This window comes from Pseudomonas sp. GM60, assembly GCF_000282415.1.
GTDB lineage: Bacteria > Pseudomonadota > Gammaproteobacteria > Pseudomonadales > Pseudomonadaceae > Aquipseudomonas > Aquipseudomonas migulae.
In genome coordinates, this window is sequence record NZ_AKJI01000122.1 from 19829 (window position 1) to 46225 (window position 26397).

Sequence of the window (26397 nt, forward strand, 5' to 3'; positions counted from 1 at the left end):
CTGAGCGCATCCCCACGCGCAAGCGGGTATAAAAAGCCATACTTTCCCTTCACCGGTTCTTCAGGACTGCGCGATGTACCTGCCAAAACCGCACGACTTTTTCACCCTCATCGAAGCCATGCCGCTGTGCATCATTCTTCACGATGCGCAGAGCAAGGAGATCCTCTGGGCCAACACCGCAGCCCTCGACGTGCTGGGTTTTACCCTCGAAGAACTGACGCCGCTGAAAGCCCCGGACATGACCCGCGACGCGCCCAAGTACCGGCGCTCGGTCGGCCTGCGTTGGCTGGAAGGCGCAGCGCGCACGGGCCAGCGCGCTATCGAGTGGTGTTATCGCTCCAAACAAGGCGTGGAAATCCTCTCCGAGGCGGTCGCGACGCTGGTGCACCTGGAGGGTCGCGATGTGCTGATGGTGCAGTTCCGCGACATCTCCAGGGAGGACAAGGTCAAGCGCGACCTCAAGCGTTTCGAAAGCCGGCTCAAGGCATTCATGCAGGACCTCGCCGAAGGTGTCGCGGTGCTCGGCCCTGAAGGTGATATCCGCTTTATCAGCGACTCCGGCGCGCACCTGCTCAACAGCGAAGAACACACGCTGATCGGCGAAAACTTCCTGTCATGGTGCGACGACGATTCGCGCCGCCGGCTGCTGCAACAGCTGGCCAGCGAGACCCCGGAACATGCGCCGTTCCGCGTGCACTACCACCTGCAACGCCGCGACGGTGAATGGCGCTGGCATGAGGCGACGTGTCGTTTTATCGAGATCGAAGACGACCTGGTCGGGCATCTGCTGCTGTTTCGTGACGTCACGGAACAAGTGCAGGCAGAAGAAGCGCGGCGCGTCAGCGAGCAAAAGCTCGAGTACCTGGCCCGCTACAACGCCATGGGCGAAATGGCCGTGGCCATCGCCCACGAGTTGAGTCAGCCATTGGCCGCTACCCGCAACTTCATCGAAGGGGCGGTGATTCGCCTCGGCAAAGAACCCTCCACCGATGAGGGCGTGACCTGGGGTTTGCAAAGCGCGGTGCGACAAATCGAGCATGCCTCGGTGATTATCAAAAGCGTGCGCGATTACGTGGTCAAACTGGAACAGTCGGAAGAGCTGATCGACCTCAATGAACTGCTGCGCGAGACCCGCTACTTTATAAGCCTGCGCGCCGATCCGAGCCTGGTCCGCGTCGAGATTGTCGCCAGTCCCGCGCCGCTTTGGGTGAGCTGCGAGAAGGTGCTGATCGGTCAGGTCATTCTTAATCTGGCGTTCAACGCGATTGAAGAAATGAGCGACCTGCCTGTTGAACGACGGGTGCTGCGCATTCACGCCAGCCGCGAAAACGACGTGGCGTTGGTGCGCATCGAAGACTGCGGTCGCGGCATTCAGGCCCAGGCGCAAGAGAAGCTGTTCGACGGCTTCTTCTCCTCCAAGGTCAGCGGCAACGGTATTGGCCTGGCGCTGTGCAAAAACATCATCGGCCGCCATCGCGGCGATATCTGGGCGCAAAACCTTGAGCCCTGCGGTGCCGTGTTCACCTTCACCCTTCCCCTCGCAACTCCCGCCTGACACCGCCGAAGTACCTGAATCAAACCACGAACCTGTAGGAGCCAGGCTTGCCGGCGAAGGCGTCCTTGAGTACGCCTTCGCCGGCAAGCCTGGCTCCTACAGGTCAGTGGTTTTGGCTTGCAATTGCGGTGTGTTCAGCCGGTTTTTCGAGACTGGCACAGACACACAAACGCTTGGCAGCCACAGCAATTCCCCCCTTCTGCCAGCGAGGCAGAATCGAACTGCAAAAATCTGCCAATGCACTTGCGATTTGCACGAACAATAATTCAGGGAGTTCCCCCTAATGCGAGCCACCAGGATCACCGTACAGTCAGCGCTGAGTCTCAGCCTGCTGGTACTGGGTTTGAACAATGCCAGCGCGGATCTGCCCGCTGACACGATCGGCCAGACCGTTCTGGCATTTCCGCCGGAAGTTCATCGGGCCTTTATCGTCGACGTCGAATTCGAAAGTTTCGTGGCAGGCCGTGTCACCGTGGTCGACCCCGATAAAAAGCGCGTGCTCGGCATGGTGCCGACTGGTTTTGCTGCGCCCTCGACGCTCAGCCACGATCAGAAAATCCTCTACAGCGCCGACATCTGGTATTCGCGCGGCACCCGTGGCACCCGCACCGACGTGCTGACCGCGTGGGACAGCTCGACCCTGTCGCCGGCCTGGGAAGTGCTGATTCCGAACAAGCGCGCCGAGTCGCTGACCCAGCGCTACGGCTTGAAGACCAGCGGCGATGACCGCTTTGTCTACGTCTACAACTTCACCCCATCAACCTCGGTGACCGTAGTCGACACTCAGGCCAAAGCCGTCACCGCCGAACTGGCGATTCCCGGTTGCGTGCTCAACTACCCGATCGGCAATCGCCGCTTCGCCTCGCTGTGCGGCGACGGTAGTTTGCAAGTGATCACGCTGAACGATCAGGGCCAGGAAACCGCACGCAGCCGCACGCCGTTCTTTGACCCGAACGCGGAAAAACTGGTGGAACGCGCGGTGAACGTCGGCGACACCTATTACTTCACCACCACCACGGGCACCGTGCGCCCGGTGGATTTCTCGGCCGACGCACCGAAAATCCTGCCGTCCTGGTCGTTGACCAGTGACGAGGAAAAGAAGGCCGGCTGGGCACCGGGCGGCTGGCAGCTGATGGCCGTCGCGCCGAAGCTGAACCGCTTGTACGTGCTGATGCACGACGCGCACGAACCGATGAAGTGGGAAGACCCAAGCCCGCTGATCTGGGCGTTTGATCTGAAAACCCACAAAAAGGTCGCCACGCTGGAGGCACCGGTTCCGGTGTGGAGCATGCAGGCGACCGGCGACGACAAGCCGCTGCTGCTGGGCGCCGACGTTGCAGGCGGTTTGCAGATCTTCGACCTGAAGACCAACACGCTCACCGGCAGCATGGCGAAGGTCGCGAAAACCGCGACTCAGGTCATGAGCTACTAACCGAGGTTCGGCCATGCACTTAGATCCGATCTTCATCATTGCCAGCGCCCTCGCCATCGCGGTGTTGCTGGCCAGTGCCGCGACCCACAAGGTGCGCGCGCCGGCACGTTTTGCCCGGCAACTGGCGGACTACCAATTGCTGCCCGACGTGGCCGTACGCCCCGTCGCACGCGTCATTCCGCTGGTTGAACTGGCCATCGCCTTTGCGCTGCTGGTACCGGTCAGCCGTGCCTGGGCAGCGTTGGGCGCCGCCAGCCTGATCGCGCTGTACGCCGCGGCCATTGGCATCAACCTGTGGCGCGGTCGTCGCGATATCGACTGCGGTTGTGCCGGCCCGGATCAGGCCCAGCCGCTGCGCCCGGTTCTGCTGCTGCGCAACAGCGCGCTGGTGGCGTTGGCGTTGCTGGCCAGTGTCTCGCCGGTGGTTCGTGACCTGGTTTTTTTCGACGGCTTCGTGACTGTCGCCGCCAGCGCCGTCGCGCTGCTGATTTACGCCGCAGCCGATGGCTTGCTGGCGAACTCCCCTCTTCTGCTCAAACTGATTGGTAGGTGATCAATGGAAGGCTTAATCGTTTCCAACGTTCTGCTCTGGGTACTGCTGGTGGCCGTGGCGTTTGCCGTCATGGGCCTGGTCCGGCAGATTGGTGTGCTGCACGGCCGTCTGGCCCCGGCCGGTGCGTTGATGATGGACAAGGGCGTGGCGGTCAATGAGGCCGCGCCACAGGTCACCGCTTCCGACCGCAAAGGGCGCCCGGTGAACTTCGGCTATGCCGGCGAGAAATCGCAACTGTTGTTCTTCCTCTCGCCAACCTGCCCGATCTGCAAGTCGCTGCTGCCGGCGATCAAATCCATCGCCAAGGAACAGGCCGATCGCCTCGACGTGGTGTTCATCAGCGACGGCGACATGGACGCTCAGCAAAAGCTGATCACCGAACACAAACTGGAAGACGCCACTTATGTGGTCGGGCCAGAGGTGGGCATGACCTACCAGATCGGCAAGCTGCCGTACGCCGCGCTGATCGACAAGACCGGCATCCTGCGCGCCAAAGGCCTGGTCAATTCCCGCGAGCACCTGGACAGCCTGTTCGAAGTCGAGCACCTGAAAAGCGCGACGCTGCAGGAATACCTCAACAGCCAGCCGCATGCACACGACCATAGCCACGGCCATAGCCACTGATAAGGCAGGAGACTTTCATGAAACTGCTGGATCTGTTGTTTGAGCGTTCGACTCGTCGTGTTGCCGACACCACTTCGCGACGCAAACTGCTGTCGCGCATGGGTTCTCTGATGGTCGCCGGCGCCGCGTTGCCGCTGTTGTTGCCGCTGGATCGCACCAGCAAAGCCCTGGCCGCCGACAACCCGAAAGCCGGTGACCCGGGTGATCCGAACACCTGCGACTATTGGCGCTACTGCTCCATCGATGGCTTTTTGTGCAGCTGCTGCGGAGGGTCGGTGACGTCCTGTCCGCCGGGCACGGAAGTGTCGCAAGTGACCTGGATCGGCACCTGCCGCAACCCGGCCGACGGCAAGGATTACATCATTTCGTACAACGACTGCTGCGGTAAGCAGAGCTGTGCGCAGTGCGCCTGCACCCGTAACGACAGTGAAGAACCGGCCTATCGCCCGTTCAACAACAACGATGTGAACTGGTGCCTGGCCGCCAAATCGCACATCTACCACTGCACCGTTTCGATCATTCGTGGCGTCGCGGTTTAACGCTTGATTGCGGTTGGCTATTTGTAGGAGCCGGCTTGCTGCGGGCGGCGTTCCGGCGATGGCGTCTCTGAAAACGCCATCGTCGGAACGCCGCCCGCAGCAAGCTGGCTCCTACAGGTCCGATTTCTCCTGCACAGGTGGAGGTGCTGCTTATGGGTAGGTTGCTCATCCTCGGTCTTGTCTGCGCCATGACCGCCCCGCTCGTTCATGCCAGGGCCATCCCGGACCCGGCGCAACGGCATGCGCCGGGCAATGAAGCCCTGCAAAAACCGATTGCCCAGGCCGGGTACAGCGTTGGCGTGAACTACCAACTGCAATGCGCCGGTTGCCACTTGGGCAATGGCATGGGTTCTGCCGCGAATGACACGCCCCGGATGGCAGGGTTTGTCGGCAACTTTCTGAAAGTGCCGGGCGGCCGCGAGTTTCTCGTGCGCGTGCCGGGCATGTCGCAGTCCGCGCTGGACAACGCGCAATTGGCTGACCTGCTCAACTGGTTGATCCGTGCCGACGGAATGGCGGGTAAAAGCACACCGGCTGACTATCAGCCTTACAGCGCCGAAGAAGTGGCGGCACTGCGCGCAGAAACCATGCTCAACCTCCCCGGCACCCGCGCCGGCCTGATCCAGCAAATGCGTGCGCAAGGCATCGCAATTGAAGACGGGATGAACAACTGACAACGGCTTGAAGCAAAGCCGTCATTGCTAAAACGGGGGCCTGGTCCCCCGCCCTTCCGCTGCGCCAACTCTCCTCTGCGATAACAAGACGACCTTGCGGCAAACGCCGTGCAGGCGTCTCACCGTGGTTTGCCCGGCACCTTGTGTCCGAGCGCATTTTTATTTATGGATGTTGTCTGAATCCGTAGCTATAGGATGAATGTCTGCACAGTGGTGCTAAAGTGACAGCACCTGTCTTCGTCTCACCGGATTTACGCATTTGAGGGTGCAAACCTGTCACAAGTATGAGCAGCTTGTCGGTGACGCTGAGGCTCTCGAATGAGGGCTATGTTGACCTGAATCTCGTCATCACCGAGCGCAAGGGAAAGCAAATGAGGTCTAAAGATGATATTTGAGCCCAACAGTACCCGTTCCGTTCTCCAGCGAAGAAGCAGCACCAGTATCGTTATTCAGGCCGGTCTCGATTGCGTTGCGGTAACCGGTGTTGCGTGGTTCTTGATCAATTATCACATCGGCTTCATCTCGCAAGACTACGTCATCATGCTCTTGCTGCTGCTTGGCGCGTTGGCCGTCGTGTACGACCACTATGCCATTTACCGCAGCAATGTCGGGTTCACTGTCAAAGCCTTCAAGCTTCTGAAGGCATGGACCGCGACCTTTGGTTTTCTCGTTGCCATGGCTTTCCTGACCAAAACCAGCGAACGGTATTCGCGGCTATTGGTTGGGGAGTTATTTGTTCTCGGCTATTTCGCCCAGTTGTTTTTGCACCTCGCCACACGGGAAATGCAGAAGAAATTTCTGGCCCACCCGACGCAACTGGAAAACTCGCTGATCATTGGCTCGGGCGAGCTGGCGAGCTACCTCCACAAGAAAATCAGTAACAACCCCTGGCTCGGTGAACGCATCGTTGGCTGTGTGTTGATTGGCGCGGACGATGACTGGGCAAAGGAAGGCGTGGAAGGCGCACCACGCCTGTCGATACTGGGCAATATTTCTGATCTTGATGAATTGGTTGTCAAACACGCCATTCGTACCGTCTATTTTGTGACCCCAGTGGGTGGCTCCGAAGTTATCCAGAAGGTTTATTTAAGCCTGTTCGATAAACACGTCAGGGTTAACTGGGTGCCTGACATTTTCGCCTTGAAGTTGATCAACCACAGTGTTCGCGAGATTGCCGGCATTCCCGTGCTGACCTTGTCCGAAACTCCGCTGATGGGGATGCGACTGTTCCTGAAGAATCTCGAAGACAAGGTCGGCGCTTTCCTGATCCTGCTTTTTGCGGCGCCCGTATTGGCGTTAGTTGCCCTTGCGATCAAGATCGACAGCCCCGGCCCCGTGTTCTTTCGTCAGCAACGCATGGGGTGGAGTGGCGAAGTTTTCCGTATCTGGAAGTTCAGAAGCATGGTGGTCCATCAGCCGTCGGACGGCACCGTCAAGCAGGCACAAAAGAATGATCCACGCGTGACCAGGGTGGGCGCCTTTATTCGCAAAACCAGCCTCGATGAGCTGCCGCAATTGTTCAACGTGTTGATGGGCGAAATGTCGCTGGTGGGGCCTCGCCCGCACGCGATTCAACACGATGTGCAGTACTCGCCCGATGTCTCGGGCTACTTTGCGCGACATAACATTAAACCGGGTATCACCGGGCTGGCGCAGGTGCGGGGCTTGCGTGGTGAAACGAGGGATATCGAGCAGATGATTCGGCGGGTTGACTCGGACATCGAGTACATCAACAACTGGTCGCTCTGGCTCGACTTCATCATTCTGGTACGAACGATATCGGCCTTCTCCGGCAAACAGGCCTATTAATGCGTGGTGAAACTGTAGGAGCAGTCGAGCGTCGACCGGCTGCTCCTAAAGTTCGTCGCACAATGACGGGAACAGGTCCAGCGTGCGCTCGACCTCATCGGGGTCGATAGTAAAGCCATTGCCCGCGGGAGTACCGACGACAAAACCAAAGTGTTGATGATCACGATCGGTCAGGTACTTGAAATAGCAGATGAAACGATCAGGAGGTTGCAACACCAGCAGCGAACCACCCGGCGGCAATACATTAACCCCATGGATCAGTTGACTGCCCTCGACCCCTACCACGGTTCTCGCCCCGGCGCAGGTTGCGACGATGGTCGGAACATCGCACAGCGCAGGGTCGAGAATGCGAAAACCTCGACGATCACGCAGGCGTTCAGCCAGCTCCATTTCGTTACGCAACAAGCGTAAATCGCCGCGGCCACCTCTCAGGATGAACACGCCTGGATGAGCGCTTGTGTTGACGTGGGACAGCAACTTTTCGCCCATTGCACGGAAGCGCAGATGCTTATGGCGATTTTGGCTTATGTCGTCAAAGATCACGAGCTCACGAAAAAACGTATTACGTAAACGAACTGGCTTCATGCCAAGCCAGTCCTCATAACCGGGCGTGTGAAGGATGCCGTTCCTGCTGGTGGAAACAATGTTGGCGCAAGCCGCCGTCGTCACTGGAACGCCTTCGTTGCAGGCCAGTGAATAGGTCAGGCAATCGTCCGTTAACCAACTGCCAAACCATTTGTTGCCCCCCGCCGTGCAGTACAAGGCCCCGCGTTCGATTTCGTTTTCGACGCGAACCCCTGGCAACCGGCCAACGCCAGGCGTCAACCAGGATTTGGCGTTTCCTTTGTAGAGCGCACCATCGATCAACCAGGCATCTTTGAGCAAATATCCTCGGGTCGGTCCATGGTCAACACGACCGACGCCTTCCATTGTGCGACGAGGATGCTCATGGGGATAAAAAAGTTTCTCTTCCCACCCCGTCACACGTTCAAGTTGATTGGGAAGAAAGAAGGCGGGTTGAGCAAACGCGATTTCACCCGGCGCAATGTCCCAGGTTTTCACCGCCATACTTTGCAGCGTTAACGCTGGTTTGCGGGCAAGGCGTGTTTTAAAAAGGTGTTTATACGCAGCCAGGCTCCACTTTGCCGGACCGCCACTTGCCAACGCGTTGAATTCCGACATAGACACCCCCGCGTAATATGATCAAACAGCACTTACAGCCAAATACTTTTTAAAATCGCCCACCTATTCAGGTACAGAGAATAGTTTGCAGAATGGGCGGCGATTTCAAATGAGCATAGCGACTACGCAAGTTATCGAGCAGCGCGGCGCTCGGTTCTCTGAAACAATGGAGGTACAGTTTGAACAGTCCCCCAAAGCCCATTTCACGATATCGATTAGCAACTTCTTCATCACTTGGCCCGTCGGGTATTCCAAGATGAAGTGTCAAATGTTTGCCTTCAACAGCAAAAAGCGGCGCCTCCCACAGAAACTGCGCAGCGCCAATCCTGGGCAGCCGAACAAACACATAGCCATGGTTTCCCAGCGTATCGACATCACCGCCGCGCCTTCTTTTCCACTCAAGAAGTCCGTCGTCCGGACGTGCCAGACACGTCCCAATATCGTAGTAATCAAATCCGTTTTCTATTGCCCACTCAAGCGCCATGAACGTGGTGATGGAATTGATTTCACGTAATTTTTTGGCATCCGAGAACACCTCGTCAGGGTAGCCGAAACGTACGGTGCTCCAGTAGCGCTTGCCCGCGCGGGTAACGACGCACCCCAGATGGCAGGCAACAATCTGGTCTTCCAACACCACCAGATCGAGGCGTCCGGCACTTTTAGCCACCCGTTGAACTTCATGTGATGCAATTTGCGAGGCGGCTGCGCCATGACGGGCCCTGGCATAGGGTTGAAGCATTTCCCGATCCGCCGTTTCAATCTCGTCATCGTTCAATGCTTGCTTCATACCGTAGCGCAACCGGTTCTTGCGTAAATTGCGCCGTAACTCGGTGTTGTATCGCGCCGTAATTTCATCAATGGATCGGCGCAGCGGCACGACAGCACTCAGGTATTGCGGCACATACAATGCACCCCAGGTCGGCATGTCACTGACAACGACCGTGCGGTCTGATTTCGGCAGGCTATCAACCCCTTGAGCTTCAGCCCCCAAGAGCACCTTCACAAATTCCCGCTGGGATTTTCTGCCCACATAAAGAATGTCGTAACGGCTGTTTTCCCGCAGTTTGAACCTGGCAATTTCCCAGCGCCAAACACAGGCGCGTGCGGCTATATCGCGTAACCAGGCGAGCGCTTTTCTTAGCTCAAATCGCATGGAAGGCGACATTAACTTGCGTATCAGTGTTGATATATATGCTTTCATTTGAGTTTTCAAACCAATAAATCAAACACTCGAAATGAGAGTCGATAGCTCATCACGCTTTTCAAAATATGCGGCAAACCATAACTACCGATATGATGTGCGCTGTTTCTTGAATGTACGCCCAGCTATGTTTCTTGCGAAAAACTCGCCATTCACTCTCTGAAATCAAGATTTTCTGACGTCATTTATTCGTCTCCAACCTAACAAAAAACACTCCCCAACTCACCCGCCGAGTCGGTAATACAAGGCTGAGTAAAGATGCTGGCGCATAGTTTTGCAAGATATTTCAGACGTGTTTTTCAGGCAGCCCGAAGATTAAAACTGACGTCAAATTCCTGTTACGTCAGGAACTTCGACAGATGAGTGTGCGTAATAAAAACTTTGGGTTACCCACGATATAGCGAGTGAATAATCGCTTTGGCTCACTGAGCAGCCTGAACACCCACTCACAACCGAGGCGACGCACCCATTGCGGAGCACGCGTCACCTTGCCGCCGAGAAAATCCAGGATCGCCCCACCGCATACCACCAGGCATGGCACGCCGCTGGCGGCCAGCCTCGCGGCAACGACTTCCTGCTTGGGCATGCCCATCCCCAGCACCACCAGCTCAGGCAGTGACTTGCGGGCAAGGTTGACGTAATCATCCACTGCAGCAAAACCATGGTGAGCAGAGACGACATTGACCGCAAACACCGCTTCGCTATGCCGCACCGCATTGGCCAGAAAGGTCTCCTCAGTTCCCCAGAACGCCACGCGCCGGCCCTTGTAGGCGGCCAGTAATTTGGGGATGAAATCGGTGCCGTTCATATTCAGACCCGGTTCGAGACCGAGTCGACGAAACAGGATGGCCATGCCGGAGCCATCCCGTAACAACACGTCAGCCGCCGACAACGCGTCGTAGTAAGCGGGGCTGACCGTCACCAGGTTCATGGCATGGGCATTGACGAATCCAAGCACTGTCGTCCCCTCAGACCGGGACAACGCATCAATCAATTGTTGTTCGTCGCCAGCATCGCGAACCACCCTGAGTTTGCGCAGGATGGTTTGCCAGTTGTGCTGCCAGGATAAGGGGCGCATCAGGTGTCATCTCGCTTCGAACGTACCCAGTCGACCTGGCGCTTGAGCACAAAGCCAATGTACAGCGGGATTTTCTTCAACGCGTAGAACGGCGCATACAACAAGGCTGAAAACGCGATGATCCCGCGACCGAACCGACTCCATGCCAGCAAGACAGACACGCCCAACAGCGCGAGCCCGAAAGACGCTATCAAGGCTGGCGCCAACGCGCCGCCGAGCAACACCACCAGCCAGGAGAGGCTAAAGGCGACCACCAGCAGCAACGTCAGCAAGGCCAGCGGCGGGACCAGTAAATCCGCGGTCATTGCCAGAAGGTTCAAGTTCCCTTTGCGGATAGCCTCTATCAGCAACGTTGGCGCATCACTGAGGATGACCCCGAGATGACCATGCTCCCAGCGTGTACGCTGGGTACTCAGGCCTTCGTCGCTGCGCGGGAAATCACTGCTGACCAACGCACCGGGGCAAAACAGGGGCGGTTTGCCGCTTCGGCAGAAATCCAGGCCCATCTTCAAATCTTCGACGATGTGGCCACTGGCTAATTCGATCAACGCCAGATCCCGCCAGGCGAACGCCATTCCCGAGCCCATCAACGAACAAGGTAACCCCAGGCGGGCCCAACCCTGCGCTCGCACCCGATTCTTCACGCACCAGGCAAACTCGGCAATCTGCACTTTCAACCCGGAACCTGCAGGCGCATGCATCAAGTACAGGGCCTGTGCTGGACGGCCGGAGTCGATGCAGCACAGTGCCAAACGCTCAATCGAGCCTTCACTCACCCTCGAATCGGCATCGACAACAATCATCACGTCCGGTGCATCGCTGGCCAGGTAACGCACCCCGAAGTCCAGTGCATACCCCTTGCCTCGCTGCTGAGCATTGCTGCGTTCCACCACCTCGGCACCCGCGGCGCGGGCCAGCGCGGCCGTGTCGTCAGAACAGTTGTCCGCGACAACCACCATGCGATCGCCCGCCAGCAGTTGCGGCAGAATGCTGTTCAACGTCGCGACGATCAGCGAGGATTCATTGTGAGCCGGCACCAACACCGCCACCCTCGGTCGCGATCCTTGTGCCGGTGCAAGCGATCGCACTGGCAGGCTGGCCAGCAGCACCTGCACGAACAACACCAACACCGGCAGGACGATGAGTATCAGCAGTGCACTGAACAGCCAACCCAGTAACGTGATCATGCGTGCACCTTGAACAATTCAGCCAGCTTGGCCGCTTCGGTATCGATATCGTGCCGCTCCAGCACGCGCTGATACGCGGCATCGCCCATCCGTTGCAACACCTCGACAGGTTGCGCGAGGCAGTCGGCCAGCGCCACCGCCAACTCATCCACGGCGCCCGCGGGAAACAACCAGCCGTTCTCACCCTGACGCACCAGTTCGGGAATACCCGCCACGTAGGTCGTCAGCACGGGCCGGCGCAAGGCCATGGCTTCCATGATGACCACCGGCAAGCCCTCGGCGAAGCTCGGCAATACCAGGGCCCGCGCCGCCAGGATTTCCGTCCGCACCTGATCGCTGCTGATCCAGCCGGTAATGCGCACCTGCGCCTGCAAGCCATGCCGCGCAATCAGGGTTTCGATCTCTGCACGCATTTCCCCGTCGCCGGCCAGTACGATCTCGAACACCACGCCTTGCGCCGCCAGTTTTCGCGCCGCCTCAAGCAACAACAGTTGCCCCTTCTGCTCGCACAAGCGTCCCACGCACACCAACCGCGGCACGGACGGCACAGCGACAGTCGGCACCTCATGAAACGCCCGCTCCAGGCCGCAGTGAACCACCTTGACCTTTTCCCAATGCGCATGCTCAACCCAGCGAAACAACTGGCTGCGCCCATAAGAACTGATCGCTGCGACAAACGCCGCACGGCGGACTTTTTCGCCCAGATGGATAAATTGTGGTTTGTCGAACTCTTCCGGGCCGTGCACGGTAAAGCTGTACGCAGGCCCGCCGAGCGCATGGGCCAACATCACCACCTCGGTTGAATTGGTGCCGAAATGTGCGTGCACATGCCTGGCATCGAACGCTTGCAACCAGGACAACAACCGGCACGCCTCGAACAAATAGATCACATGGTACGGCCACGGCCGATCGGCACGCTGGCCCATGCGCAACGCCAGCCACAGCGTCGAAAAAAAGCGTCGCGGCTGAGCGCGCAGCACTTGCAGCACCGGCCCTGCCAGCGCTTTGACTCCGCCCTGCAACACATAGTGGGTCTGGGCTTGTTCGGACACGTCCTCGGCATCCACCAACTGCGCATCCCAGCCGCGCAGGGCAATGCGCTGCACTTCAAAGCCCTGACGCTCCAATGCCAGAATCTCGCGACGAATGAAGCTATGGCTGACTTTGGGGTATTGATTGATGAAATAAGCGATACGCATAAGCACCAAGCCTGGCTGTCGTTGCGGTGAATGATTACAGCGGGGCATCCCGCAGTAGTTCAGTGACCTGGAACGTCAATCAGCCCCACGCGGGTGGCTATAACTGCCAATCAACACGCCGTCTATCTTTTTGAACGTGTCCTCCAGCAACTCGTAACGCCTGCGGTACATGGCGCGTTTTTTCGAAGCGATACTCTCAAGCGGTTTGCTCGACGGGGCCATGGGGATTTCAAAGAAGTCTTCCCGCGCTGACGGCGTCGCGCCATGCTCCAGCCAGATCACATCGTAATTGGCCGCCAGGTCCTGGGCTTTTTCAGCACCAAAATAGGCGTGCCGGTGATGACGGAACCCGTCGCTTACTGCGTATATCCTTTCAACGCCAATCCGGGTTGCGATGTATTTAATGACTTCAATCAGAAAACTTCGCGGCCGAAGACCTTCGAAACTTTTTGTCAGCTCCCGATAAATATCCAGGGAGCGTTCGCTCTCCACTCCTTTGTGAATCCCTTGCACGGCACCGATGAAAATACACAGTTCACCCTCGGTGCAACACAAGGTGAACGCAATCGATGCAATGCGTAAATCACCCTGAAACAGGTTCAACACCAACTCGCCTTCACGCATAAACCAAATGGGGCGATCCAGTACCAGGGAACAATCGGCAGCGAAGGTCGACAAGTCACTCAACACCAGACTTTCACTTCGACCAAACAGCAATAACTGCGGACAGCTTTTTGTCACCACCTCATAGTGCGAGGCCAACACACTCAGTCGGTCCTGAGGGTTCCAGCTTTTACTGATGTAGGGCCAATGAACGACCCCCACACAATCCCCGCCCAACTTCGCAAAACCGGCGCTGCCCAGAGCGTTCGACATGCGCCCCGTGAACAGCTTCAGTTCAGCCCAGTTCTTCGCCACTAAAATCATTAGCTTGAGCTTGTTTTTCACGGCTCTCAATGAATAACCTGCGTGTAAAGAAAACGCGTTTTTCAGCAGCTGCCAGTTATTCATTTAAGTCTCACTTGTATTCGATCAACGCGGACTTGCGAGCGCCGAACCTGTTCAAAAGAAACTTCAATTGCCCCAGCATCTCGGGAAACTTTCCCAGCACCAGAAAGAATGCCTGCAACCAGTTTTCCCGCGCGGAACCCGCACCCCGACGGGCCAGGCGCACGACCTGCAATGGGTAGACCAGCAACAACAGCAGGCCGGCTCCTCCCAGCACCAGGCTGGCGAGAACAGTTGCCAGCGGAATGCCCAGGCCCCAGAACCAGGCGCGGCGTGACTCACGCAACCAATGCTGCTCGGGGGCCGCCCCATGCAAATAAGCACCTTCGGCAAAAGCGTAGCCGCCGCGCAGGGTTCGCTTCCACCATTGGCCGAACCGGGTCATGGTCGCATCGTGCAGGGTCATTTCCTCTGGCAGCCGCCAGACTTTCCAGCCCTTGGCACGCAGCCGCACACACAACTCGGGCTCTTCCCCGGCAATCAGATCCGGTCGAAACCCGGACACTTCGGCGAAGGCGTCAGCGCGCATCAACGCATCGCCCCCGCAGGCCTTGGCCTCACCTATCGGCGTGTCCCATTCGAGATCGCACAACAGGTTGTAAATCGAATGCTGAGGAAAGCGTTCACGGCGCCTCCCACATACCACCGCTACCTCAGGATGCGCATCCAGAAAGGCTTGCGCCTTTGACAGCCAGCCGCCGACGACCTCGCAATCACCATCGACGAACTGCACATGACGCAGCGAAGGCAACACGCGTTGCACGCGGGCAAATCCTTCATTGCGCGCGCGTGCAGCGGTAAAGGGGATGCTCATATCCAGCTCGACCACCTCGACACCAAGCGCCTGCGCCATTGACACCGAACCATCGGTTGAGCCCGAGTCGACATAAACAACCTGCTGCGCCGCATCAACCAGCGACGCCAGGCAACGCTGCAACCGCAGGCCTTCATTACGACCGATGACAACAACACCCATGCCGGTAGTCATGACGTTCACTCAGCGCCGCCATCGAAACAGGTCTTCGGATAACTCATGAGTATTCCTCTGTTTCTACTGACTTCCTTTTCTTGATGGTCGCGGGCACCCCCACGGCTACCGAGTCGTCGGGTACGTCGGTCAGTACCACGGCGTTGGCGCCGATCACGACATTGTTACCAATGCGGATGTTGCCCAATACCTTGGCCCCGGTGCCGATATCCACATTATTGCCAATCACCGGGGCAATCGGCTCGTTCACATTCTTCAGGCCCACGACGACGCCATTGCGGATCCGGCAATCATCACCAAACTGCGCATAGCCACTGATCACAATGCCGCCGAAATGATCAATGACGAAGTTGCGCCCGACCACGACTTCACAGGGCAACTCGATGCCCGTCATGATCTGCACCAGTTTGAAGAGCACTTTATAGATAAAGGAGAGCAGTTTACGCAGCAGTGCCGGGCGCACACCGTAGCGCCAGCGCCCGAAGCGATAAACCAGCATGACCCAGAATCCCTGAGCGCCCCAGTCACCGCCATAGGCACGCAAGTCCGCCCGTATATTCTCGAACATTGATTGACCTACCGTGTGGGTTGGGTAGCGAATCGGGTATCACGCAGCAGCGCCCAAGTGGCACGCGTATGCTGCCAGCACACCGAGATGGCGGCACGGCCGCGACCTTTGAGCAGCGCCTTTAGCGCCAGAATCAGATCCCCCAGGCATACCAGGAACATATGCCAGGCCAAGCCCAGCAGACCGTGGTGCTTGCGGAAGTACAACAGTTCGCTTTCGATTTGCATCTTGGGTATTTGCCGACTGACCGCGTTGAGCTCAACCACCGTTTTGGCACTTTCACCACCGATATGCACCACCGTGGTATGCGGGTAAAAAACCACTTTCCAACCGGCCTGTTTAACGCGTTTGCAGTGGTCAACTTCCTCGTAGTAAAGGAAGTAGCGCGGGTCGAACAAGCCCACCTGGTCGATGACTTCCCGGCGAATCAGGTAATAGCACCCGGGCACCCAGTCGCACTCACGGACCGAGGCGTGATCCCAGTCCATGTCATCCACCCTCTTCACCACGGGGAAAAACCGTTCAAGCCCGGTACGCGAGAGGAAGACATTCAGCGGCGTCGGGAAGTAGCGACACGAAGGCTGCAAATCGCCTTCCCGACCAACCAGCCGAACGCCGAGGACACCGCAATCCGGATGAGCCTCCATGTAGTCGAGGGTTTTTTTCAGGGTATCGGCGGCAACGAAGGCATCGGTATTGATGAGCAACGCGTACTTGCCCTGCAAGTGTTCAACCAACTGATTGTTGGCGCGGCCAAAGCCCACATTGTTTTCATTGGCCACCAACAATGCCTCTGGGCAAACATTTTCCAGACGCTCCAGTGAATTATCGGCAGAGGCATTGTCCACGACCAGATAGCGCGTCAGATCCGCACTGTTTGACTGGCGCAATGCATCAAACATCGGCTGCAACAGCTTCGCTGTGTTGTAGTTGACGACCAGCACATCGAGGGGAGTATTGATCATTTTGGTGACTCGCCAAAAAAGTACTGCACTCGCATGGCCATCAGCGCCGGCTCCACGCTTGGATCGTAGGCACCGTTGCGCTCTCTGATCATGTCCATCCACGGATAGTCGTTGCAGCGCGTCTCGAATTTTTTCATCAGCTCGTCAACGGTACAAATGACCCTCGCTGGATTGCCCGCGACCACGACACCAGGCGGAACATCTTTCCTGACAACAGCACCTGCGGCGACAATTGAACCCGGACCTACGGTCACGCACGGCATGATGATCGCAGCATGCCCGACAAAGCAGTTGTCACGGATGTCGACAGGTCCGACAGAATCGAGTTTTACGTTGTAGATAGTGGAGAAGAAAACGGCTCCATCGTGGCAGAACAGCGTGCAATCCGCTAAAGCGATGTTGTTGCCGAGGCGCACCAGCGAAGGGTCCGCGATATTGCACCCGATATTGATCCACACATTGCTGCCGACGGAATGCAGCGATCCCCAGCGCGCCAGATATCGAGCCCACTCGAACCCGTCAGGATTACAAAACCGTTTAAAGAGCCAGCGTCCCCGCCCCGTTTTGTTGACGTAATAACTTACAGCACGTCTTGCCAGCCCTATCATCCTGTCAGCCTCACAAATCCTGCGATGTTCATCCGTGCCAGAGCCAGGTACACCCCGGTTTTTTTGATTGTAGTATCAGGAATATCTGCCCGCCGGGCCTGCTTGATGATTGAGATGATCTGCCAGCCTCAGGGCAAGCTGTAAAAGTGGCATGGTCGGATTGCTCGCACCGGCTGTAGGAAAGACACTACTGCCCGCCACGTAAAGATTGTCGGTGCCGAACACTTTGCAGTTCTCGTCGACCACACCGGACTCAGGCGCCGAGGCCATCCGTGTAGTCCCCATATGATGAGCATGGGGCGCCACTTTCAGTGGCACAGAGACGTCATACACGTACTCATCCAGCTTGACGAAGCCCAGCCCCGTCTCGGCAAAACACTTGGCGACCTCCAGCCCTATCGATTTGATGGTGTGTCTGTCTTCGGGGACCAGCTCCCAGTTGATGTTGACCTTGCGCATCCCCAAGGCATCTCGCGCTTCGAGCAAATTGACGCGACTGTTGCGGTTGGGAAATTGTTCGATGAGGGTGGTAATCACCCCGTCGCCAGGGCAATTGAAGTTCGTAATGAAATCGATCTTGTGCGCCAACCCGACGTCGCAGACGAGGGTCTCCAAAAAGTCCTTGATGGCTGCCATTCGCCCATAGGCCTTCACTTCCTCCAGCAGCGCAGCAGAGATGTTCCCTTTACCTGACTGATAGTGCGCGACAAACGCGTCGGTGGTGAAATACTGCCGAGGCTCGGTACTCTGCCCCTCCCCCAGAATGAAGGTGCCCAGGTCGAGGTTCAGGTGTTCCATGAAACATCTGCCGACGAAACCGTCCTTGCTGACAATGCCGGCGGATGCCAGGGACTCGCTGTTCATCAGTTGCCGGGCATTCTCGATGGCGCCCATTGCCAGAATGAATTGCTTTGCCTTCACTCGTTCCCGGTGTTTCTCGTAATCGGACACAACGACGGTGGCTATGCCGCCGGTCTTGGCATCGAACTCAAGATCGACACAGTTGCAATTGATAAAGACATCAAGCCCCTCGGTCTCTTGAAGTTCCTTGGCGTACTTTTGTGCAAATCGTGTCGGCGGGCTCAGCAGGAAACGATCCGCTTCAAAGTCGTCGCCGCCCATAGACACATTGATGGCCTTGAACCCCGCATCCGCCGGAAGATCCACGATGGCCATGGCCGCCGGCAGATAACGCTCGATCTCGGAAAACGCGATGGGCCAGCCGGGCAGTTTGACGGGAGGGGGCACGTCAAAGTCTGACTTCTCGAAGGGCCGGCAACGCCCCGCCCAGTGGTTGGACGTGCCGCCGAGAAAGCGCAAGCGTGTTTCTTGTGCGTAGACATCCATGCCTGTCGAGGGGCAGTCATAAAGGGCTTGCGAGGGCTGCGAATATTCGTGCCCCCCGCCCTCGAGAAGCAGCACGTGTCGACCATTCCCGGCCAGGCGCAACGCCAGCGTGATGCCCGCCGGCCCGGCCCCGATGATGCAGAAGTCATAGTGATCGCGGAGTTCTTTCTGCGATTGGTAATCTTTGATCATGTTCGCGTTTGCCGAAAATACTGGGCCGGCAACACCCAGCCGTTGACGACGACAAACCCGCTTTTTTCAGAAGAAGGTGAAGCAAGGAGCGAGGGCAGTCCAAATGTCATGCCCCCCAGACTTAATAGAGCAAACGCCTGGAGGAGTTCTCTGCGCCCCATCGCAAAGGTATTCAAATCAAGTTCACTCATGCTTCAAGCTCCCCGACATTGAAACTGAAAACCGCAAAAGACTTGAATCAAGTCAAAGCCATTTGGCAATGCCCAACACCAACTCCCCACACCCAATCCCCACCAACACCATTGGCAGCACAGCCAGCTCACGCTTGAGATCGAACAGCCCTATACGACGATTCACATAAACTATTAGCACAAGGGTCGGAAATGTATGCAGAGCGACGCCCCAAATCGCATATTTCACTCCGCCAATGGCCAGCAACAGCGGTAGCAACACCCATAACGAGAGGGCGCGAATAATGTTATCCATCGCCTGGAATTTCGTGAGTCCCTGGGCAAGCCACGCCTGATGCGACACCGTGTAGCGCAAGGTGAAGAAAGACAGTGAAAGCACGGCCATCATGTTGCCGGCCTCTGCATAACGCTCATCGTACAACCAGTGAATGATGAGTGGGCTGATGGTCCAGAACAACCCGCAGGCAAACAGCAAGGCGATGTCGATAATCAGCCTGAAACGGTAGTACAGCGCGCGAAACCGCACGGTGTCATTGTTTCTCGTGGCCTCGCTGAAGGCTGGCAAGGCTACGGCGCCCACCAACCTCTGCACGCCGAGTGCAAAAGCACCCAGAATCAGCACGGCAATGGAGTAGACCCCTAGTTCGGCGGCCGACATGCTGCCGCCGAACCAGATGCGATCACCATTCATGGCGAGTACGCCCACTGCCGAAGACAACAGGATCCAGCGGCCGAAGACGACTAGTTCCTTGAGCGCGGTACGGTCCCACAACAGGCGGTTAGGTGGCCCCTGGAACCAGATATGACCTAGCAACGTACTGACCAGAGCAGCGACGAGACCCGCCCCCACCAGCGACCAGATCGACCGGGTGAAGTAACCGATCACCAGCATCACCAGCAGGCCGGAGATCTGGGACGCGAACTCGGCGAGCACGACTTTCTTTTGCTGGAATGCGCGCACGGCCACGTCGACTTTCGTCGACTGCAGACCATAGAGGACCGCGGAGAAACCGGTAAGGGCCAACACCAGCGGCAACTCGGGTGCCGCGTAGGTGGATTCTGGCGACCACAGGTTGATGGTTTGCGCAAACCAGGCGAAACCCGCGATCAGTAGCGTCGAGACAAAAAGGACAAAACCGCGCACGATCTGCACGGTCCAGACAGTATTGAGAAACACCGGATCGTCGCCACGCGGGCTCTGGATGATGTTCTGCCGCAAACCCGCATCAGACAGCAAGTGCAGGACCACCGAAACGGTGGTGGCGATTACCATGATGCCGAACATCTCCGGCATCAGCAGTCGGGCCATAATCAGGTTGCCGCCCAAGCGAATGGCCTGAGATGTCACCAGCGCGCCAAGATTCCAAGCCCCGGCAAATATCGCTCGCTTACGAAGGCTCAACGATGGCGATAAATCAATTGAAGGCATAACATCAATCCCGGACTCAGTGGTACGAAAGTTACTATAGCCGCAATCAGGCATTCCACTATCCTTCGCTCACCATTCAATAAGTTTGAAAACTCATGCCTGAGCACTTACGCGCGTTAACCGTCATTCTGGTTTTGGCCGGCATCGTTTTTACCCTTTCACGCCGAGCTGCAGCGGACCTTGTCCCCTACAGTGACGTCACACGCCGCCGAAATCTGTGGTTTGTATTGACGTTCCTGGCCTTCGTCTCGCACAGTTTCTGGGTGTATGCAGCCGTTGCCACCATCGTCTTGACCTTTGCAGGAAAACGCGAGCGCAACCCTATCGCGCTGTTCTTCTTTCTGCTGTTTCTGATCCCGCCGGTCTCGGCACAGATTCCGGGCCTGGGCGTGATCAATTACTTTTTTGACCTCAACCATATTCGCCTCCTGTCCTTGTGCGTTTTGCTGCCGGCGTTTTTTGTGCTGCGCAGACGTGCAGACACGCCGGCATTCGGGCGGACCTGGCCCGATAAACTGTTGGCCGCCAACCTCCTGCTGTCGAGCCTGCTGTTGCTGCGCGAAACCACGCTCACCGACACCTTGCGCCAAACGCTCTATATGTTCATCGACGTTTTTCTGCCGTACTACGTGGCCAGCCGGGCACTGAAAAACCTCAGTGACTTCAAGGACGCACTGTTGGCCTTTGTCCTCGCGGCCATGGTGTTGTCGATTATCGGCCTGTTCGAATTTGTCCGAAGCTGGCTGCTGTACAGCGCGTTGATCGACGCTTTGGGCATGCACTGGGAAATGTCCAGCTACCTGAGCCGTGGCGGCTCGTTACGCGCCAGCGCAACGACCGGCCAGGCGATTGCGCTGGGCTTCGTGATCAGCACTGCCATCGGCCTTTATCTGTATTTGCACGAAAACGTGCGCAGCAAGTTCCAGCGCCGCCTCGGCGCACTGTTGCTGGCCGGCGGGTTGTTTGCACCGCTGTCGCGTGGCCCGTGGATCGGGGCCGCGGTCATGATCGCAACCTTCATCGCCACCGGCCGCAGTGCTGTCAAACGCCTGATCCTGTTGGCGTTGGCCGGAGTGCTCGCCCTGCCCTTGCTGGCAATCCTGCCTGGCGGGCAAAAAGTGCTGGACCTGCTACCGTTCTTCGGCACGATCGAAGTAGAGAACATCACCTACCGACAACGCTTGATCGATAACGCACTGATCGTGATCCAGCGCAATCCCTTGCTCGGCGCTTTCGACTTCCGCAACACGCCGGAAATGCAGTCCATGATTCAGGGCCAGGGCATCATCGATATCGTGAACACCTACATCAACGTGGCGCTGCAGGTCGGGTTGATCGGGCTGACACTGTTCGTGGCTTTTTTCGCCACGGTGCTCTTCGGTCTGCGCAAGGCAATGCGTTCTTTTTCCGACAAGGACGATGAGACGCGCCGACTGGGACGTGCGCTCTTCGCGACCCTGGCGGGGATACTGGTGACCATCGTTACCGTCAGCAGCATCACGGTTATCCCCGTGGTGTATTGGTCGGTGGCCGGGCTGGGCGTTGCCTATGCTCAGATGGTTCGCAGGCTCAAGCACACCTCACGTGCAATCGCTGTGAGTGCCCACCCTCAAATCCGGTAATGCCAATGCCCACCTCGTTTCGCCGCTCCCCCCTGCTACTCATAGCGCTCCTGTGCCTTGCCGTCTGGCCGTTCAGGAGTTGGGCGTCTGACTGGGTCGCGAGCGTGGATGAGCGTAGCGGCCTGCCGATGCTGACGCGCGGCGGCAGCCCCGTCGTGGCGTCGATATTCACCTTCTGGGGGAGCAATTGGGACTGGTCGTATTTTGCATCCCGGTTCAAGATAAACAGCCCCTACAGCTACTCCCTGGAAGGACAGAACAAAGACCTGGACTTCGACTTGACGGCGCAGATTCAAAAGGACGGCGAGCAAAAGCTGACCTGGAACTTTGCCCTCGATGCGCACGGCACAAAATCGGGCGTGATGGGCGGGGGCATCGTCTTCAAATTTGACCCGGCACTGTTCGCTGAAGAAATGGGCGAACCAGTGCTGCTCCCTGACAACAGCGGCTGGGCGTGGGGAAAGACACAAGGACGACGCATCGAGATGCGTTTTGAGCCGGCACTGGCGAGTGTGTATTTTGAACCCGGCGACCGATCCGAAGTGCGCGCCTTTTTCTACAAAAACACGATCAGGCCCGGCCACCAGAACGTCAAAGCCACCTTGAGCGTCTCGGGTGATGTGACACTCGGCCCGACCCTGACCGAACGCTTCGGCCTGGAGGACCCGACAAGTTGGCCGAGCGACAAAGTCGACGTAAAAACCTCACCGGTCGATCTGTCGTTTCTGAATGCTGACGAAAAACCTGCCGGCAAGCGCGGTTTCGTCAAAGCATCCGGCGAGCAACTGATGTTCGCCGACAACACCCCGGCGCGTTTCTGGGGCACCAACATCACGTCCTATGCACTGTTTCGCACCTCAGACGAGGCCATCAAGCAACAGGCCAAACGCCTGTCAGCCCTCGGCTTCAATCTGGTACGCCTGCACCACCATGACTCGCCATGGGTCAGCCCGAACATTTTTGGCGACCGCGACCAGACGCGTGACACCCAGCAACCCAGCCCGGAGTCGCTGAAAAAAATCGACTGGTGGATCAAGTGCCTGAAGGACGAAGGCATTTATGTCTGGCTCGACATGCATGTCGAGCGAACCTTCACTGAAAAGGACAACATCTTTGGCTTCGATGAGATCCCGAAGAACAATCAGAACAACGCGGACCTCAAAGGTTATGCGTATGTGAACGTCACCATCCAGCAGGCCATGAAGCGCTTTGCCGAAGCCTATCTGACCCATGTAAACACCTACACCGGCCTCGCCTACAAAGACGATCCGGCCATCGCCGCCGTACTGATCACCAACGAAAACGACATCACCCATCACTTTGGCAACGCCCTGTTGCCGGACAAAAATGTGCCGAAGCACAACAAAGTCTACATGGCCGAGGCACAGGCCTTTGCCAGCCAGCATGATCTGCCTGCAAGCAAAACATGGCGTTCCTGGGAACATGGTCCGTCCAAGCTGTTCCTCAACGATCTGGAGCGACGCTTCAACGTCGACATGATTCAGCACTTGCGTGAGCTCGGCGTAAAGGTGCCCATCGCCACCACCAGCAGCTGGGGCGGTGATGGCCTGAGCTCCTTGCCAGCCCTGACTGCCGGCGACGTCGTCGACGTTCACAGCTACGGTGGCGCAGGCCAGCTGGAGAAAAACCCGCTCACCACCGCCGGCATCATCGACTGGATTGCCGCCGGCCAAGTGACGGGCAAGCCCCTGACCGTCACCGAGTGGAACAATGAACCGTTCCCGACACCCGACCGTCACTCCTTGCCACTCTATGTCGCCGGCACCGCCAGCCACCAGGGCTGGGACGCGCTGATGCAATATGCCTACAGCCAGCAATCACTCGACGGCGGCTGGGTAACGGCCGATAACTGGCACGCCTACAACGACCCCGCCATGCTGGCCACCCTGCCCGCCGCCGCCTTGCTCTATCGTCGCGGTGACGTCAGCGAAGCCAACACGACGTATGTCTTCGCGCCGACACCAAGCACCCTGTTCAACCATCCGATCACGCCGGCCAACTCCGCGCTGCTGCGCACCGCCATGGAGAAAGGCAAGCTGCAAATCGCAATGCCTCAGACGCCAGAACTGCCCTGGTTGCAGTCGGGCGCTATCGCGAGCAATGCACAGGTGTTTCATGACCCTGACCAATCGTTGCTGGACGCCAATGCCAGCGAGTCGACCACAGACACCGGCGAACTGAAGCGCAACTGGAACCAAGGCGTCTACACCATCGATACGCCGCGTAGCCAGGCTGCCACCGGCTGGATCGGCGGCGAATCGATCAGCCTGGGCAACATCAAGGTGCAAGTGAAAACGGCGAATGCCAGTGTGGTGGTGCAGAGCCTGGACAACGCCCCCCTCGGACAATCGAAGGATTTGCTGATTTCATTGGGCACCCGCGCCGTCCCCAAAGAAGACGAAAAAACACCGTTTTACGTGGAGCCTCTGGAAGGCACGCTGAGCATCCAGGCACCGCCTGGCCTGACGCTATTCACCCACGGCACGCTCGCGCAAATGAAGAAACTGCCCGCGACCTATGTTGATGGACGCTATACGATCAAGTTCGACGACCTGCAGATGTCCAATTGGTTGTTTTTGAGAAAAAACGCCACCCGCTGAGGTTGTAATCCGCTTGCACAGGAACAGTTTCCAGGAGGCCAGGATGAAATTTTTGGTGATTGGCGGCGCAGGCTACATCGGCTCGCACATGGTTAAGCAATTGCTGCGTGCGGGTCATGAGCTGGTGGTGGCAGACAACTTTTCCACTGGCTACCGCAGCGCCTTGCCGGGCGGAAAACTGGTCGAACTGGACATCGCCGATGCGCAAGCCCTGGACGCTGTATTTGCCACAGAGCACTTTGATGCGGTGTTCCACTTCGCTTCATTTATCCAGGTCGGCGAATCCGTCACCGAACCTGCCAAGTATTACCAGAACAACCTCGCCGCTACTTTGACGCTGCTACAAGCCATGGTGCGTGCGAAGGTCAAACACTTGGTTTTTTCTTCGACCGCCGCCGTCTATGGCGACCCGGTGTACGTGCCCATCGATGAAGAACATCCCAAGGCTGCCATCAACCCTTATGGCCGCAGCAAGTGGATGGTGGAGCAGATGCTGGAAGACTTCGACCGCGCCTACGGTCTGAAATCGGTCTGCCTGCGCTACTTCAATGCCGCCGGCGCCGACCCTGAAGGACAGCTGGGTGAACGCCATGAACCGGAAACCCACCTGCTGCCACTGATCCTGCAAGCGGCCTCGGGCCGACGTGAATCCATCACCGTATTTGGTCGGGATTACGACACGCCGGACGGCACCTGTATTCGCGACTACGTCCACGTGGTCGATCTCGTTGCCGCTCACGCACTCGCCGTGGATTATCTGCTGGCCGGGGGCGCAAGCACGGCGTTCAACCTCGGTAACGGCCAAGGGTTTTCAGTACAGGAAGTGATAGACACTGCGCGTCGTGTTACCGGCCAGGACTTCTGCGTCAGTGAAGCGCCCCGCCGTGCCGGCGACCCGCCACGGCTGGTGGCCGATCCACGAAAGGCCAACGCAATACTGGGCTGGCAAACACAATTTGCCTCGCTTGAAGAGATCGTGACGCACGCCTGGAAGTGGGAGCAGAAGCACCCTTGGCACTGACAGTCGGCGCTGGCGCATTGAGCGCCATGCGCCGAAGGGTGACGCGCTAGTAGTAAGAGCGGTTTTGCGGCTCGGCCTTGTTCAGCACCGTGCCAATCAGATTGGCTGAGCCCAGGTGATGCAGGCTTTCCTCGATCTCTTTCTTGCTGTTCATGCCGTTGGCGACCACGAGCAGAACGCAGTCGAATTTGGGCAGGACGGTAATCACATCGTCCGAGCTGAGGATTGGCGGCAAGTCGAAAATCACGATACGCGAGTTGTAGCGTTCACGCAGATCACTAATCAAATGGGTCACTGCGGGCGATGACAACACCTCGGTGGAGAGAGGAATCGGTTTACGGGTCGGCAGGACTACAAAGCGCGGCAAGGTCGGGTTGACCAGAACCTCTTGCAGTTCTGCTTCGTCGGCCAGGTATTCATTGAGCGACTTCTCCATCGGCAGCCCCAGGCAGGCACCCACCGTCGGACGACGCAAGTCAAAATCCACCAGCAATGCAGTCTTGGTAGTGTGATGGGCGATGCTCATTGCCAGGTTGATCGCCAGGACCGTCTTGCCTGCCTCCGGCGTCGGCGAGGTGATGGCAAGTGTACGCCAGCCGTTTTCTTCCATGATTTTCAGAACTTGCGTGCGCAGCAGATCGAACGCCCCGCCCATGTTCGAATTCTTGTTGTACGCCACAATGCGGTTGCGCTCGAGATGGTCCGGGCGCAAAGGCACAACTTTGGTTTGCACATAGCTGAGCGCATTCAGACCCGCAGAGTGCCCGGTTGCGGTCATGGCTTTTGGCGTGGTCACGAGAGCCG

Annotated in this window: 24 protein-coding genes; 10 read left to right on the plus strand and 14 right to left on the minus strand. The window is 57.7% G+C overall.

Annotated features, from left to right (window positions below; all coding sequences use genetic code 11):
- Positions 1-73 precede the first annotated feature (73 nt).
- The 7 genes from PMI32_RS03925 to PMI32_RS03895 all read left to right on the plus strand — a co-directional run bounded on the left by PMI32_RS03925 (position 74) and on the right by PMI32_RS03895 (position 7186).
- The gene (locus PMI32_RS03925) at positions 74-1555 is read left to right on the plus strand and encodes a PAS domain-containing sensor histidine kinase (protein WP_008033903.1); all 1482 of its coding nucleotides are present in this window, start codon (positions 74-76) and stop codon (positions 1553-1555) included.
- A 283-nt stretch (positions 1556-1838) separates the two neighbouring features.
- Entirely contained in the window at positions 1839-2987 is a 1149-nt protein-coding gene (locus tag PMI32_RS03920; RefSeq protein ID WP_008033904.1) for an amine dehydrogenase large subunit, read from the plus strand.
- Positions 2988-3000: 13 nt separating this feature from the next.
- Positions 3001-3540: a MauE/DoxX family redox-associated membrane protein gene (locus PMI32_RS03915; protein ID WP_008033905.1), complete on the plus strand. Its 540-nt coding sequence runs from the start codon at positions 3001-3003 to the stop codon at positions 3538-3540.
- A 3-nt stretch (positions 3541-3543) separates the two neighbouring features.
- Complete coding sequence (gene mauD, locus PMI32_RS03910; RefSeq protein ID WP_008033907.1) at positions 3544-4164, plus strand: methylamine dehydrogenase accessory protein MauD; 621 nt, start codon at positions 3544-3546, stop codon at positions 4162-4164.
- Positions 4165-4181: 17 nt separating this feature from the next.
- Positions 4182-4703, plus strand: a complete 522-nt coding sequence (locus PMI32_RS03905; RefSeq protein ID WP_008033908.1) for a methylamine dehydrogenase light chain — start codon at positions 4182-4184, stop codon at positions 4701-4703.
- Positions 4704-4855: 152 nt separating this feature from the next.
- Positions 4856-5377: a hypothetical protein gene (locus PMI32_RS03900; RefSeq protein WP_008033909.1), complete on the plus strand. Its 522-nt coding sequence runs from the start codon at positions 4856-4858 to the stop codon at positions 5375-5377.
- A gap of 384 nt (positions 5378-5761) precedes the next feature.
- Complete coding sequence (locus PMI32_RS03895; RefSeq protein ID WP_008033910.1) at positions 5762-7186, plus strand: undecaprenyl-phosphate glucose phosphotransferase; 1425 nt, start codon at positions 5762-5764, stop codon at positions 7184-7186.
- A 45-nt stretch (positions 7187-7231) separates the two neighbouring features.
- Here PMI32_RS03895 and PMI32_RS03890 read toward each other — a convergent pair whose 3' ends face one another.
- From PMI32_RS03890 to PMI32_RS03835, 13 genes are all read right to left on the minus strand, one after another.
- Positions 7232-8368, minus strand: coding sequence for a glycosyltransferase family 61 protein (locus tag PMI32_RS03890; protein ID WP_008033911.1), 1137 nt, complete (start codon positions 8366-8368; stop codon positions 7232-7234).
- A gap of 67 nt (positions 8369-8435) precedes the next feature.
- Entirely contained in the window at positions 8436-9569 is a 1134-nt protein-coding gene (locus PMI32_RS03885) for a hypothetical protein (RefSeq protein WP_032829119.1), read from the minus strand.
- 343 nt (positions 9570-9912) lie between these two features.
- Entirely contained in the window at positions 9913-10647 is a 735-nt protein-coding gene (locus PMI32_RS03880; RefSeq protein ID WP_008033916.1) for a WecB/TagA/CpsF family glycosyltransferase, read from the minus strand.
- A complete protein-coding gene (locus tag PMI32_RS03875; RefSeq protein ID WP_008033918.1) occupies positions 10647-11834 on the minus strand; it encodes a glycosyltransferase family 2 protein in 1188 nt (395 codons plus the stop codon). The genes PMI32_RS03880 and PMI32_RS03875 overlap by 1 nt, the downstream gene beginning before the upstream one ends.
- Complete coding sequence (locus PMI32_RS03870) at positions 11831-13033, minus strand: glycosyltransferase (protein WP_008033919.1); 1203 nt, start codon at positions 13031-13033, stop codon at positions 11831-11833. The genes PMI32_RS03875 and PMI32_RS03870 overlap by 4 nt, the downstream gene beginning before the upstream one ends.
- A gap of 75 nt (positions 13034-13108) precedes the next feature.
- Positions 13109-14044 carry a DUF535 family protein gene (locus PMI32_RS03865; protein ID WP_008033920.1) on the minus strand — a complete coding sequence of 312 codons (936 nt, stop codon included), beginning with the start codon at positions 14042-14044 and terminating at the stop codon, positions 13109-13111.
- A gap of 7 nt (positions 14045-14051) precedes the next feature.
- Positions 14052-15029 (minus strand): glycosyltransferase family 2 protein, encoded by a 978-nt coding sequence (locus tag PMI32_RS03860; RefSeq protein ID WP_008033923.1) that lies wholly within the window; start codon positions 15027-15029, stop codon positions 14052-14054.
- A 43-nt stretch (positions 15030-15072) separates the two neighbouring features.
- Positions 15073-15597 (minus strand): serine O-acetyltransferase, encoded by a 525-nt coding sequence (locus PMI32_RS03855; protein ID WP_008033928.1) that lies wholly within the window; start codon positions 15595-15597, stop codon positions 15073-15075.
- Between the two features lie 8 nt (positions 15598-15605).
- The gene (locus PMI32_RS03850; protein ID WP_008033933.1) at positions 15606-16562 is read right to left on the minus strand and encodes a glycosyltransferase family 2 protein; all 957 of its coding nucleotides are present in this window, start codon (positions 16560-16562) and stop codon (positions 15606-15608) included.
- The gene (locus tag PMI32_RS03845) at positions 16559-17170 is read right to left on the minus strand and encodes an acyltransferase (RefSeq protein WP_008033937.1); all 612 of its coding nucleotides are present in this window, start codon (positions 17168-17170) and stop codon (positions 16559-16561) included. The genes PMI32_RS03850 and PMI32_RS03845 overlap by 4 nt, the downstream gene beginning before the upstream one ends.
- Positions 17171-17245: 75 nt before the next feature.
- Positions 17246-18709, minus strand: coding sequence for a GMC oxidoreductase (locus PMI32_RS03840; RefSeq protein ID WP_008033939.1), 1464 nt, complete (start codon positions 18707-18709; stop codon positions 17246-17248).
- The gene (locus PMI32_RS30080; RefSeq protein WP_008033940.1) at positions 18706-18900 is read right to left on the minus strand and encodes a hypothetical protein; all 195 of its coding nucleotides are present in this window, start codon (positions 18898-18900) and stop codon (positions 18706-18708) included. Before PMI32_RS30080 ends, PMI32_RS03840 begins: the two co-directional genes overlap by 4 nt.
- Before the next feature lie 52 nt (positions 18901-18952).
- A complete protein-coding gene (locus tag PMI32_RS03835) occupies positions 18953-20329 on the minus strand; it encodes an oligosaccharide flippase family protein (RefSeq protein ID WP_032829121.1) in 1377 nt (458 codons plus the stop codon).
- A 95-nt stretch (positions 20330-20424) separates the two neighbouring features.
- Here PMI32_RS03835 and PMI32_RS03830 point away from each other — a divergent pair, with 95 nt between their 5' ends.
- From PMI32_RS03830 to galE, 3 genes are read left to right on the plus strand one after another with little or no spacing between them, the layout of a single operon-like run.
- Positions 20425-21951 carry an O-antigen ligase family protein gene (locus PMI32_RS03830; RefSeq protein ID WP_008033942.1) on the plus strand — a complete coding sequence of 509 codons (1527 nt, stop codon included), beginning with the start codon at positions 20425-20427 and terminating at the stop codon, positions 21949-21951.
- Positions 21951-24572 carry a glycoside hydrolase 5 family protein gene (locus PMI32_RS03825; RefSeq protein WP_008033943.1) on the plus strand — a complete coding sequence of 874 codons (2622 nt, stop codon included), beginning with the start codon at positions 21951-21953 and terminating at the stop codon, positions 24570-24572. The genes PMI32_RS03830 and PMI32_RS03825 overlap by 1 nt, the downstream gene beginning before the upstream one ends.
- A 43-nt stretch (positions 24573-24615) precedes the next feature.
- Positions 24616-25593, plus strand: coding sequence for a UDP-glucose 4-epimerase GalE (galE, locus tag PMI32_RS03820; RefSeq protein ID WP_008033945.1), 978 nt, complete (start codon positions 24616-24618; stop codon positions 25591-25593).
- A gap of 46 nt (positions 25594-25639) precedes the next feature.
- Here the strand turns inward: galE and PMI32_RS03815 are convergent, their stop codons facing one another.
- Complete coding sequence (locus tag PMI32_RS03815) at positions 25640-26371, minus strand: CpsD/CapB family tyrosine-protein kinase (protein ID WP_223415742.1); 732 nt, start codon at positions 26369-26371, stop codon at positions 25640-25642.
- Between the last annotated feature and the right edge of the window lie 26 nt (positions 26372-26397).